Genomic DNA, 11850 nt, shown 5'->3' on the forward strand with positions numbered 1-11850 from the left:
GGTTGCCGAACCGGCAATCCCTGTTTTCAACGAAAGGAGGAGATCGAGGCATGGCCAAAAACAAAGATCAGTCGCAGAAGCCGCTCGCTCAGAACAAGAAGGCCTCGCATGATTACTTCATCGAGGAGACATACGAGGCCGGCATGGTGCTGATGGGAACGGAGATCAAGTCGCTGCGGACCGGACGGGCGAACTTGAACGATGCGTTCGCGACCGTGCGGAACGGCGAGATATTCCTTAACAACCTGCATATCAGCCCGTTCGAGCAAGGCAACCGGCATAATCCGACCGATCCGACGCGCGCGCGCAAGCTGCTGCTGCACAAGGCGCAGATCGCCAAGCTGTACGGCCAGTCCAAGCAGGATGGCTACTCGATCGTCCCGCTCAAGATCTACGTGCGCAACGGCTACGCCAAAATCCTGATCGGACTCGGCAAGGGCAAGAAGCAGTACGACAAGCGCGAGTCCGCCGCCAAGCGGGATGCCCAGCGCGACATTCAGCGGGCGCTGCGGGAGAAGCAGAAGGTGGCTCGCTAAACCGGGAGGAGGCGAATCGTCGATTCCGGGCCGGGCCTCGCGCTGCTCAAAGTCTCGCGCTGCCGAAGCAGGCGCAAGAGTTGCTGCTGCCTATCTGCTTCCAGCGTTTCGCTTCGCTTTTTCCGATTCACCTGTGGTATACTAGGGGTATCAAGTTACGTTGGCTTTGAATTTGCAATGCTGTGCGAGTGTCTCGCTCAGTCCTTGCGCTTCGGACCGCCGCGCGGCTGCTGCAGCTTAGGTGTATGCGCCGGCAGGACGGATCTGTCCGGGGGCGTTTATGGATTCGACGGGGGTAGTTCGAGCATGGGTTGCGGGTAGTGGGGACGCGTCCGCTTCATCAACGCTAAAGCCTATTAAATGGCAACCAACGTACAACTTTAGCAGCAGCCTAAGAAACTGTATGCTAAGCTCCTCTCCAGCATCGCCTATGTGCCGGATGTAGGGGCTCACCCTTAGTAGGCTACGCTGTTCGGTCTCCGCCTGGGGTCGGCAGAAGAAGACAATCAGGCTGACTTGTGAGATAGCCGGTTACGGGGCGCTCTTGCAAGTGACATCAAATCCGTGACTACACCCGTAGATGCCTGTGTGCCGTTGCCTTCGGACAGGGGTTCAAATCCCCTCGCCTCCATTAAAAGAAAACCCACAACCCGAAAAGGTTGTGGGTTTTTGCTTTATCTGGATTTGAATGTAGAAGACGAATTCTTGCTTGGACTAAAAAAAGAGGAAGAAAAGGGAATAAAATTCGCTATAATAAGGCGAAACCATTCCTTTGTTGTCATTATAGTCGTGTCAGGGGGCTGTTCAGTTGACGCCAGCGCAGTTTGAAGAAACCGTAAAGAAATTGGAAGAGAAATCTCGGATCAGCCCATCTGCCTATCGGATGAAGGTGCTGGGTATTGTCGGGCTGGGCTTCGCCTATTTGATCGGCATCCTGCTTCTTCTCGCAGGAAGCATAGCGGCGCTTGTCGTCGGGCTCTCGGGGAAGGCGTCCGTGCTGCTCGTCAAGCTCGTCCTTCCGCTGGCCGGCCTGATCTGGATGCTGGTCCGCTCGCTACGCATCAAGTTCGACGAGCCCGAAGGCATCCCTCTGACCCCGATCAATGCTCCCGGACTGTTCCGCGAAATCAGCGGCCTGGCGTCCAGCCTGCGGACGCTCCGCATCCACAAGGTGCTGCTGACCCCGGAGTTCAATGCCTCGGTCGTGCAGATTCCTCGCTTGGGCCTTTTCGGATGGCAGCGCAACTACCTGATGATCGGACTGCCTCTTCTCCAGGCGATGCCGATGAACGAGTTCCGCGCCGTGCTGGCTCATGAGATGGCCCATCTGTCCCGGTCCCACAGCAAGTTCCATGGCTGGATCTATCGGGTGCGCCGGGCATGGGGCCAGCTGATGGACAAGCTGGAGGAAAAGGACAGCGCCTGGGTCCTGCTGTTCCAACGGTTTTTGGACTGGTACAGTCCCAAGCTTGGCGCATATACGTTTGTCCTGGCACGGGACAACGAGTATGAAGCCGACCGGCTCGCCGCGGATGCCGCTGGAGCCCGCTCCGTCGCTTCGGCTCTTCTGCGGATCCGAATCGCTGGAGCCCGTCTGCAGTCCGACTTCTGGCCCGGATTGGAGCGGCGGGTCCGAGGAGCGGAGCCCATGCCTGCCGTGCACTCCTTGATGGGACAGGAGCTCGCCCAGCCGCAGCCGGCAGCGGAAGCAGAGCGGCTTCTGCGGGAGGCGATGCTTGTAGAGACGGCATACGACGATACGCATCCTTCTCTGCGCGACCGTCTGGAGGCGCTGCAGCAGACCGCTTCCGTGCCTGATCCTGCCTATGCCTCTTGCCTTCAGGAGCTGCTGGGAAGCTCTGCGGAGGAGCTTACATCCCGCCTGGACGACCAATGGAAGCAAGAGACGGCCGACTCCTGGGCAGAGCGAGTGGAGAGCTATCGGGAGATGGCCAAGGAGCATGCCGAGCTGAGCCGCCTGGATTCGGATGAACTGACCGACAATCAGCTATGGGGCTTGGCTCGCCTCGAGGAAGAGCTGAACGGCCCGACTTCCGCGCTCCCGCTGTACGAGCGGCTGATCGCCCGCAATGATCGGCTCGCTCACGCCTATGCGGCTGCCGGAAGGGCGCTCATGAAGCAGGAGGGGGCGGCGATGGAAGCGCAGGCGGCGGCTTACTTGAGCCGTGCTGCTGAGCTGGACGAGGATTATGCGCTGAGCGCCTATGGCGAGCTGGCGGATTATTGCACCCGGATCGGCATGGCCAGGGAAGCCGAGCAATACCGGGACAAGCAGGTCCGATTCCTGGAGCGGCTCCGTCAAGGGCAGCTGGAGCGCGCTTCGGTGCTGCCGACCGATTCCTTCGTGCCGCATGGCCTGGAAGCGTACGAGCTGGCTCCGCTGACGCAGGAGCTGAGGCAGTACCCGATCTTGCGGGAAGCCTATCTCGTGCGGAAAGTCGTGACGCATTTCCCGAACAAGCCGAAGTTCGTACTCCTCATCCGCAACAAGCGGAAATGGAGGGTGTGGAGCCGTACGCTTGCTCGGCTGATGGTCCGGAATCTGACCAAGGAGGAAGCGCTCCCGAGCGGGACGAGCATCATCGTGCTGAACACGTCCCGCCGGTTCAAGCCGGTTCAAGAGCAGGCTCTTCTTCATCCGCATGGAGTGCTGTTTCGTAGGGAATCGGCCTGGACGCCGGCGGCGATGCTCCGCAGCCTGTCCTCCCGGAGGATGATGGAGGCGATCGCCAAAAGAAGGACCGGTGCGGTCCGCTTCTGGCTGGCCATGGGCGCCGATCCGAATCGGATCGAGCAGGGGATGCTGCCTCTGTCGATGGCGGCAAATCAGGAGGATCTCGTCACGATGAAGCTCTTGGCGGAAAAAGGCGCCCGCATCGACGAGAAGAATGAGGACGGCAACACGCCATTATTCTGGGCAGCGTATCAGGGGGACGAGGAAGCGGTGAACTGGCTGCTGGAGCAAGGGGCGGATCCGAACGTGCGGTATCTGACCGGACGTTCCGTGCTGTCGGCAGTATGCATGCACGGTCATGCAGCCGTGCTGAAGATCCTTTTGAACGCCGGCGCCCGGCCGATCTACACCTGCCATGCAGACGGTGAGACGCCTCTGATGATCGCGGCCTACAACGGGCGTGCGGAATGCGCCTCGCTGCTGCTGGCCGCAGGAGCGGACCCGGAGGTTCGGGACAAGCACGGCAATACGGCGCTCAGCTTCGCCAAGGACTGCGGCCACGAATCCGTCGTTCAGGCGCTGCTCGACCATGCTTCCCAGGAGCGGCCTGCTTGAGGACATGTCCCCAAGCGTAGAGGTGCCTTCTGGGATGGCTCCTTTTTGTCTCGGCCTTCACCTGGATGGGGCATAGGCAAAAACAATACAGAGGGTGCTTCAAAGCCAAGGCTTTGAGGCACCCTCTGTAGCATTCGGAAGAGCCCTTCGCCGGGGGCTCTAAAGAACGATGAGTAAGATCATTCAGGCATTGGGACGCAATGCGCCTCGATGATTGCAGCTGCATGGTGACGGTCGAATCGATGATTGACCATATCCACCGTAAAATCCTCGGCTTCTTTTGCGTCCATTATAAATTGCTGTTGGTTGTAACGAAGAGAAATCACCATGGCCGTAAATGCCGTACGTTTATTCGCATTATGAAAGGGATGGTTTTGTCCAAGCGACTCGAACAAGGCTGCTGCTTTATCGAAAATCGTTGGATAAGCATCTTGGCCCAAAACAGATGTTTGAGGACGATGAAAGGCTGACTCGAGCAATCCAGCTTCTTTGACGCCCACTTGTTCGCCCGGACTGTAAACCCGAATCATCGCTACATTAATGGCGATCGCTTCCGCGACTGAAAGATAGCGAATCGGAGTCATCTGTCCTTAAGTCCATGAAGCGTCTTGTCGTACTGCTCCATAACTTCGGATAGAGTATCCATGAAGTCTGCGCTGATTCCCTCAGGCAGAGAGACTTTGGTTGATTTCCTAATCTTGATTTCACCTGTAGCGGGACTCACTTCAATGCTGACCAGATCGCCCTGCTCCGCTCCGATCTGCTTCAGCGCTTCAGTCAGCGTCAAGCCAAGGCTGTTGCCGATTCGGGTCACTTTTCGTTCCATTTCAACCACCCTGTTCATGGAAATCCCTCCTTAGGAGTATATTCAACTGTTATAACAATTATACAACATTGGAGTAGATGTTTAATGACAACGTCCCCAGTATCTCCCTGATCTCTCTGCCGTCCGCCAGGCAGGAGTTGCCGCGCGAACCGCGAATTCAAGGGTATCCTTTTCGCGAGGTGACGCCATGCTCGATCTGCGCCGGATGTTCGTCGAGGAAGACAGCAGGATGAGCCGGTGGTTCAGGTTCTCCTCCCTGCGCAAGCGGATCATGCTGTTTCTGATCGTCGGCTTCGCGTGCTTCGCCATGCTGATGGCCGCGGTGTCCTACAATGCGATCTATACGATGCAGCGCGACAAGATCAAGACGTCCATGGCGTTCAATCTGTATCAGCAAAGCAGCAAGCTGAACCAGCTCTACAGCCATCTGCTCCAGGTCACGCAGCAGATGGCGCCGGAAGGCACGGTCGGCAACCTGACGGAGGCGTACCTCGCCGCGCCCGACTCCTACCGGCAGCTGCTCCTCTCGCGGGACATCGCCTACAATATCGGCCTGATCACCTTCTCCAACCCGTCCATGGAGCTGGTCATGTACTACGACGAGGCGAAAGGCCAGGCCTCCTACTCCAACCTCCCGCTTCGCGAAAGCTTCCATCTGAGCGCGCTGCCCGATGCGGCCGCCTCGGCAGGGATCGCCTATCAATCTCCCCATCTCTCGATGTGCCGGTTCAGCGACGATCAAGTCGTATCGGTGACGCGGGAAATCCGATTCTCCGACGGGACGGAGCGCGTCGTCTATGTCGAAGCCAGAGCCGAAATCATCACCGACATGAAAACGCTTACGGACAACTTGGACCTGCCGTACATCCTGCTCGTCGCCGATGCCGCGGGCAAGGTGACCTACAGCAGCGCTCCGAATGCCTACGCCGCCGGAGCGAGCCTGCAGCTGAACGGAGAATCCGGCATGACGGACGGCTACGTCTGGAACCGGGTGCAGGGCGAGTACGGCTATGACCTGGCGCTGCTGCTTCCCGTATCGAGCTACAACCGCGAGCTGTATGCCTGGAAAAACCACATGCTCTGGATCGTCTGCGCCGCCCTGCTGACGATGCTCCTGCTCATGCTGCTGCTGCGCCGGCTGATCAATCGGCCGTTCCGCTTGATCGAGAAGGAAATGAAGACGTTCGGCAAAGGCTACATGGGCACCCGGACGGTCCATACGGGCATGCTGGAGTTCGACCGCATCTTCGACCAGTTCAACGTCATGAAGCGGCAGATCCAGCAGCTGATGATGGAGGCGGAGCAGAAGGAAAAGCGCCGGCATCAGCTGGAGCTGGAGAAGCTCGCCAGCCAGATCAACCCGCATTTTCTGATGAACACGCTCAACTCCATGCGGTGGCTGGCGGCGCTGCACAAGCAGGAGGAGATCGAGAAGTTCGCGGCGGCGCTGATCGCGCTGCTCAGCTACAACCTGGGCAAGTCGAACGAAGCGGCTACGCTGCGATCGGAGCTGCAGGTCATGGCGACGTACCTGGAGCTGCAGCAGATGCGCTATGACTTCGAGGTGAGGCTGGACGTCGAAGAGGGCTGTTATCTCGACTGTCCCGTCGCCCGCTTCATCCTGCAGCCGATCGTGGAAAACGCCGTCTGCCACGGCATCGACGACAACGGAAGGCTGGACATCGTCGTTCGTCCCGATCCGTCGACGGAGACGGTCGCCATCGTCATCCGCGACGACGGCAAGGGGCTGAGCCGCGAGACGCTGGAGCTGCTGCAGCGCGAGACGCCGGACGAGCGGCAGGCGGGCTGGGGCATCGGCTTGCGCTATGTCCGCTCGATGCTGGAATCGTTCTACGGCTTCAAGGCGCGCCTGACGATCGAGGGCGGCCCGAACGAGGGCACGACGGTGACGCTGCTGCTGCCCTATTCCCTTCCCCAAGCAAAGGAGCGAGCGATATGATCCGGGTGCTGATCGTCGACGACGACAAGCTGGCGCGCAAGGGCTTGATCTCCATCCTGCCCTGGTCCCGGCATGGCATGACCGTAGTGGGCGAGGCGGCGAACGGCGCGAAGGCGCTGGAGTTCATGGAACGGCAGGAGGTCGATCTGCTGTTCGTCGACCTCTCCATGCCGGTCATGTCCGGCCTGGAGCTGCTGCGCATCGTCCAGAGCCGCTTCCCGGACGTGCGGTCGGTCGTGCTGTCTTTTCACGAGGAGTTCGAAAGCGTGCAGACGGCATACCGGCTGGGCGTGCTGGACTATCTGTCGAAGGTCCGGCTGGAATCCGAGGACGACGAGCAGATCCTGCAGCGGATCCGCGAGCGGCTCGCAAGCGAGACGCCGCGCTCTGCTCCTGCCGCGGCTGCTCCCGGCAGCGTCCCTCTTCCCGCGGAGGAGGACTGGACCGCGCTCGAGGCTCAGTGGCGCTCGCTGCACTGGCTGTACAGCGAGGCGCTGTTCCAGCGCCTCTGCCAGCGGACGGCGGAGGCAGGCGTCTCCGTGCGCCGGCTGGCCGGGCTGTTTCCCCGCATCCTCGCGCCGCTGGAGAACGTCCATGCGCCGGACTTCGGGCGGCTGGCGGAAGCGGGCGACGTCGCCGCCGCCCTGCAGTGGATGCGCGACTGCCGCTCGGTGATCTACGCTCAGGTCGCGGCGGCCTCCGACGGCGCCACGACGATGGAGAGCATGCTGAAGGCCGTCCTGTTCATCCGGGAGCGGGCTACCGGCGTGCTGCATGCCGAAGACGCGGCCGAGCATGTGCATATGAGCCGCAGCTACTTTTGCCAATGCTTCAAGAAGTGGACCGGCTCGACGTTCAACGAGTACTTGCGGCAGGAGCGGATCCGCGCCGCCGAGCGGCTGCTGTGCGAGACGAACCGCTCCATCGGCTGGATCGCCAATGCGGTCGGCTACAGCGATTCCAAATATTTCTCCCAGCTTTTTCACGAACAGACGTCGCTGCTGCCGTCGGAATTCCGCGCCCAGCACCACAAGGGGGAGGAATGATCGCTGCGGACGAAACATCTGACCGCCCCTGCCGCAGAGGCCGCCGAAAAAGGCGGCACAGCTCCCCGACTTTTGTGAAGCGCTTTCATATTACAATGGGAAAGCACCGATTCAAGGGGAGGGATCTTATGAAACGAACGATGGCCACGATGCTGGCCGCCTTCATGCTGGGGCTAAGCCTGACCGCCTGCTCATCTTCCAACTCGACGAATACGGACGCGCAGGCGCCCGCGGAATCGTCCGGCCCGGCGCTGTCGGGAGACGATCTGGCGTTCTACCGATTCCCGGAGCCGGTCGACGTCCATATCGGCATGCCGGTCGATCCGACCGACAAGACGCTGCCGGCGGGCGACAGCGTCAGCAACAACCAGTACACGCGCTACCTGAAGGAAAAGTACAACATCAACGTCATCGTGGACTGGACGGCGGCGACCGGCAACGACTTCAAGCAGAAGGTGAGCCTGACGATCGCCTCCGGCAAGCTGCCGGACGGCATGGTCGTCGACGACCGCTCGTTCATGACGAAGGCGGCCAGCTCCGGCTTGCTCTACGACATCACCGACCTGTTCCAGCAATACCAGTCGACTCAGGTGAAGGACATCATGGAGAGCACCGGCGGCCGCGCCATGGATAACGCCAGCTACAAGGGCCGGATGGTCTCGCTGCCCAACATTACCGTCGACACCGACGGCGTCCACCTGCTCTGGATCCGCAAGGACTGGCTCGACAAGCTCGGGCTGCCGGTGCCGAAAACGCTGGCCGACATCGAGAAGACCGCCCAGGCGTTCAAGGACGGCAAGCTCGGCGGCGCGAACACGATCGGCATCGCCGGACCGTCGAAAAACACGTTCCCTTACGCTACCTTCCTCACCTCGTCCAACAACCTGGGAGGATTCGATCCGCTGTTCGGCGCGAAGGACGCCTACCCGGGGTACTGGCTCGACAACGGCGACGGCTCGGTGACGTACGGAACCTTGACGGAGCAGACCAAGGACACGCTGGCGACGCTGGCCGACTGGTACAAAAAAGGGCTGATCGATCCCGAGGCCGGCACCCGCGACAACGTCGGCGATCCGATCAACGCGAACCAGACGGGCATCTTCTTCGGCCCTTGGTGGAGCGGCGGCTACGGCAACGGCGATTCGTTCAAGAACGATCCGACGGCCAACTGGCAGGCCTATCCCGTCTACACCGACGACGGCAAGTGGAACGCGCATATGAAGACGACCGGCAGCACCTATACGCTCATCAGCAAAAACGCCAAGCCCGATGTCGTCAAGGCGATCCTCATCATGAACAACGCGCTCGTCCGCGACGAGGCGACGTTCGACCTGTCGGTAGCGGTCGGCTGGTATCCGCTGCGCAACGTCATGGCCGCGGCCAACGAGACGGAGTACGAATACGCCGAGCTGCTCAAGGTGCTCAAGGGCGAGACGCAGGCCGAGGACTACAACGTGCCGAACAGCCTGTACAAGCTGATGTACGCCGACGCCAAAAAAGTGAAGGACGTCATCAAGCCGCCCTATGACGAGCTGAACGTCAGCAACTTCAATACGGCGAACTTCGGCGACTTCCAGCGCCTCTACTCGCTGCTGATCGGCGATCGTCCGTTCTCGACCGTGCCGATCGACAAAAAGGTGTTCAGCGTCACCTACAACCAGACGCCGACGATGGAGACGAAGTGGGCCAACCTCAAGAAGCTGGAGGACGAGACGGTGCTGAAAATCATTCTGGGCCAGGCGCCGATCGATTCCTTCGACAAGTTCGTGAAGGACTGGAAAGCTCAAGGCGGAGACGAGATCACGGCCGAAGTCGCCGAGCTGCTGAAAAAATAACGAGTTGCCGGCCAGCGGCTCCGGCTGCCTGCGAAAAGGCGGCCGGAGCCTGCGGCAAGCCGGCGAGTCCGTGAAGGGGGATCGGCGGCCATGAGAAGAATGAACGTCGAGAAGCATTACTATCTGATGCTGCTGCCGGGGATGGTCTGGCTCGTCCTGTTCAGCATCGTGCCGATGGCCGGCATCGTGATGGCGTTCCAGAACTACAATCCGGGGGCGGGCCTGCTGAAGTCGCCGTGGGTCGGACTGGACAACTTCCGGTACATGTTCCAGCTGAGCGACAGCCGGACGGTCATCGTCAATACGTTCATCATCGCCATCGGAAAAATCGTGCTCAATCTGATCATTCCGCTCGTCTTCGCGATCCTGCTGAACGAGCTTCGGCATCTGCGCTTCAAAAAGCTCGTGCAGACGGTCGCCTATCTGCCGCACTTCCTGTCCTGGGTCATCATGGCGACGATCGTCATCGGCATTTTCGGCTATTACGGCGTCGTCAACACGGTGCTCGGCATGTTCGGCGTGAGTCCGCAGCTGTTCATGGCGGATGCCGGCATCTTCCGCCAGCTGCTGGTCGGCACCGACGTGTGGAAGGAGTTCGGCTACAACGCCATCATCTACCTGGCGGCGCTGACCGGCATCAACCTCAACCTATACGAGGCGGCCGCGATCGACGGCGCCAGCCGCTGGCAGCTGATCCGGAACGTGACGCTGCCCGCGATGACGACGACGGTCGTCCTGCTCGGCGTGCTCAGCCTCGGCAACGTGCTCAACGCCGGGTTCGACCAGGTGTACAACCTGTACAATCCGCTCGTCTACTCGACCGGGGACATCCTCGACACGTGGGTATACCGCCTCGGCCTGCAGAACCTGCAATTCTCGCTGGCGACGGCGGCGGGACTGTTCAAGTCGGCCATCAGCTTCGTGCTGATCGTCGTCTCGTACCGGCTGGCCTACCGCTATGCGGATTACACGGTGTTCTAAGGGAGGGAGACGGCATGGTCCAAAGCAAGACATTCGGCTCGAGGGCGTTCGACGGCGCCAATTACGTGCTGCTCGCCCTTCTGCTGTTCAGCTGCCTGTATCCGCTCTGGTATACGTTCTGCGTGTCGATCTCCGACAAGGCCGCCGCCAACGCGGGCCTCGTGACGATCTATCCGATCGGCTTCTCCTTGGCGTCCTACAAGGAAATCCTGGGCGACGCGCTGTTCTTCAACTCGTTCTGGATCTCCATCCAGCGCACCGTGCTCGGCACGGGGCTGTCGCTGTTCGTGTCGGTGCTGATGGCTTACCCGCTCGCCAGGCCCTCCCGGGAATTCCGGCTGCGCAACGTGTTCATGTGGATCCTCGTGTTCTGCATGCTGTTCAGCGGCGGGCTGATCCCATGGTATCTGACCGTCCAGAGCTACGGCCTGATCAACTCGATCTGGGCGCTCGTGCTGGCCGGAGGCTTGCCGGTGTTCAACGTCATCCTCATCATGAACTTTTTCCGCAACCTGCCCAAGGAGCTGAACGAAGCCGCCGTCGTCGACGGCGCCGGCCCGTGGGCGATCCTGTTCCGCGTCTATCTGCCGTGCTCGATTCCCGTGCTGGCAGCTGTGGCTCTGTTCATCGGCGTGTACCATTGGAACGAGTTTTTCAACGGGCTCGTGCTGATGAACACCTCCGACAAGTACCCGCTGCAGACGTACATCCAGCAGCTGGTCGTCAACATCCCGACCGGGACGAACCTGACGCCCGACCAGTACAAGAAGCTGTCTGAGCTGTCCAACCGGACGCTGAACTCGGCCAAGGTGTTCATCGCGATGGTGCCGATGCTGATCGTCTATCCGTTCCTGCAGAAATATTTCGTGTCGGGCATCATGCTCGGAGCGGTGAAGGAGTAGGACTCGGTCCTACTCCTTTCTTTTCGTTTGAAAGTCGCCCCGAATGAACTTCTCTCCCCATTCGCATAGCTGGTCCAAAATGCCGCTGAGCGATTGTCCAAGCTCGGTCATCTCATAGACGACCTTGGGAGGCACCTCGTTGTAGACGGTCCGGCGAACGATGCCGTCGTCCTCGAGCTCCCGCAGCTGCTGAGTCAGCATCTTCTGCGTCACGGCGGGCATCGCCTTCTTCAGCTCGTTCGTCCGCTTGGGGCCCGTGGACAAGTGGCATAGAATCAAGGTTTTCCACTTCCCGCCCAGCACGTCGAGCGTAGCCTCGGACGGAATGTTGTACTTCGGCTTGGGCTTCGGTTCCATCGAGCTTCCCTCCTGTTCCGACGCCGAAATGGCCGGCTGCCGCACAGGCACCATTCGGTGCCTTTATTCCCATTTGGTGCTTATCGCACAATAAAGT

General features: G+C 60.2%; 10 protein-coding genes and 1 other RNA gene. 8 read left to right on the top strand and 3 right to left on the bottom strand.

All coding sequences use genetic code 11. The features are described from left to right. The first annotated feature begins 50 nt into the window (after positions 1-50). The 3 genes from smpB to GE073_RS01510 all read left to right on the top strand — a co-directional run bounded on the left by smpB (position 51) and on the right by GE073_RS01510 (position 3846). A complete protein-coding gene (gene smpB, locus GE073_RS01500; protein WP_028599305.1) occupies positions 51-536 on the top strand; it encodes an SsrA-binding protein SmpB in 486 nt (161 codons plus the stop codon). 270 nt (positions 537-806) lie between these two features. Beyond that, positions 807-1170, top strand: a transfer-messenger RNA (tmRNA) gene (ssrA, locus tag GE073_RS01505). Positions 1171-1380: 210 nt separating this feature from the next. Further along, a complete protein-coding gene (locus GE073_RS01510) occupies positions 1381-3846 on the top strand; it encodes an ankyrin repeat domain-containing protein (RefSeq protein WP_153782588.1) in 2466 nt (821 codons plus the stop codon). Positions 3847-4025: 179 nt separating this feature from the next. Here GE073_RS01510 and GE073_RS01515 read toward each other — a convergent pair whose 3' ends face one another. Both GE073_RS01515 and GE073_RS01520 read right to left on the bottom strand, forming a co-directional pair. Continuing rightward, positions 4026-4430: a type II toxin-antitoxin system death-on-curing family toxin gene (locus tag GE073_RS01515; protein WP_153782589.1), complete on the bottom strand. Its 405-nt coding sequence runs from the start codon at positions 4428-4430 to the stop codon at positions 4026-4028. Continuing rightward, on the bottom strand, positions 4427-4690 hold the full coding sequence (locus tag GE073_RS01520) for an AbrB/MazE/SpoVT family DNA-binding domain-containing protein (protein ID WP_028599308.1): 264 nt from the start codon (positions 4688-4690) through the stop codon (positions 4427-4429). Before GE073_RS01520 ends, GE073_RS01515 begins: the two co-directional genes overlap by 4 nt. Positions 4691-4901: 211 nt before the next feature. Here GE073_RS01520 and GE073_RS01525 point away from each other — a divergent pair, with 211 nt between their 5' ends. From GE073_RS01525 to GE073_RS01545, 5 genes are all read left to right on the top strand, one after another. Continuing rightward, the gene (locus tag GE073_RS01525) at positions 4902-6632 is read left to right on the top strand and encodes a sensor histidine kinase (RefSeq protein ID WP_164820111.1); all 1731 of its coding nucleotides are present in this window, start codon (positions 4902-4904) and stop codon (positions 6630-6632) included. Beyond that, complete coding sequence (locus GE073_RS01530) at positions 6629-7678, top strand: response regulator (RefSeq protein ID WP_153782590.1); 1050 nt, start codon at positions 6629-6631, stop codon at positions 7676-7678. Before GE073_RS01525 ends, GE073_RS01530 begins: the two co-directional genes overlap by 4 nt. 128 nt (positions 7679-7806) lie before the next feature. Further along, the gene (locus GE073_RS01535; protein WP_153782591.1) at positions 7807-9513 is read left to right on the top strand and encodes an extracellular solute-binding protein; all 1707 of its coding nucleotides are present in this window, start codon (positions 7807-7809) and stop codon (positions 9511-9513) included. A 90-nt stretch (positions 9514-9603) separates the two neighbouring features. Then, positions 9604-10494, top strand: coding sequence for an ABC transporter permease (locus GE073_RS01540; RefSeq protein WP_028599312.1), 891 nt, complete (start codon positions 9604-9606; stop codon positions 10492-10494). Between the two features lie 14 nt (positions 10495-10508). Beyond that, the gene (locus tag GE073_RS01545; protein ID WP_028599313.1) at positions 10509-11396 is read left to right on the top strand and encodes a carbohydrate ABC transporter permease; all 888 of its coding nucleotides are present in this window, start codon (positions 10509-10511) and stop codon (positions 11394-11396) included. A 9-nt stretch (positions 11397-11405) separates the two neighbouring features. Here GE073_RS01545 and GE073_RS01550 read toward each other — a convergent pair whose 3' ends face one another. After that, on the bottom strand, positions 11406-11753 hold the full coding sequence (locus GE073_RS01550) for a winged helix-turn-helix transcriptional regulator (protein ID WP_153782592.1): 348 nt from the start codon (positions 11751-11753) through the stop codon (positions 11406-11408). Positions 11754-11850: the final 97 nt, after the last annotated feature.

The organism is Paenibacillus sp. B01 (assembly GCF_009649995.1).
GTDB lineage: Bacteria > Bacillota > Bacilli > Paenibacillales > Paenibacillaceae > Paenibacillus_O > Paenibacillus_O pasadenensis.

Coding starts and splice junctions, on each gene's coding strand:
- smpB (WP_028599305.1), top strand. CDS start 51: ATGGCCAAAAACAAAGATCAGTCGCAGAAGCCGCTCGCTCAGAACAAG.
- GE073_RS01515 (WP_153782589.1), bottom strand. CDS start 4,430: ATGACTCCGATTCGCTATCTTTCAGTCGCGGAAGCGATCGCCATTAAT.
- GE073_RS01520 (WP_028599308.1), bottom strand. CDS start 4,690: ATGAACAGGGTGGTTGAAATGGAACGAAAAGTGACCCGAATCGGCAAC.
- GE073_RS01525 (WP_164820111.1), top strand. CDS start 4,902: ATGAGCCGGTGGTTCAGGTTCTCCTCCCTGCGCAAGCGGATCATGCTG.
- GE073_RS01530 (WP_153782590.1), top strand. CDS start 6,629: ATGATCCGGGTGCTGATCGTCGACGACGACAAGCTGGCGCGCAAGGGC.
- GE073_RS01535 (WP_153782591.1), top strand. CDS start 7,807: ATGAAACGAACGATGGCCACGATGCTGGCCGCCTTCATGCTGGGGCTA.
- GE073_RS01540 (WP_028599312.1), top strand. CDS start 9,604: ATGAGAAGAATGAACGTCGAGAAGCATTACTATCTGATGCTGCTGCCG.
- GE073_RS01545 (WP_028599313.1), top strand. CDS start 10,509: ATGGTCCAAAGCAAGACATTCGGCTCGAGGGCGTTCGACGGCGCCAAT.
- GE073_RS01550 (WP_153782592.1), bottom strand. CDS start 11,753: ATGGAACCGAAGCCCAAGCCGAAGTACAACATTCCGTCCGAGGCTACG.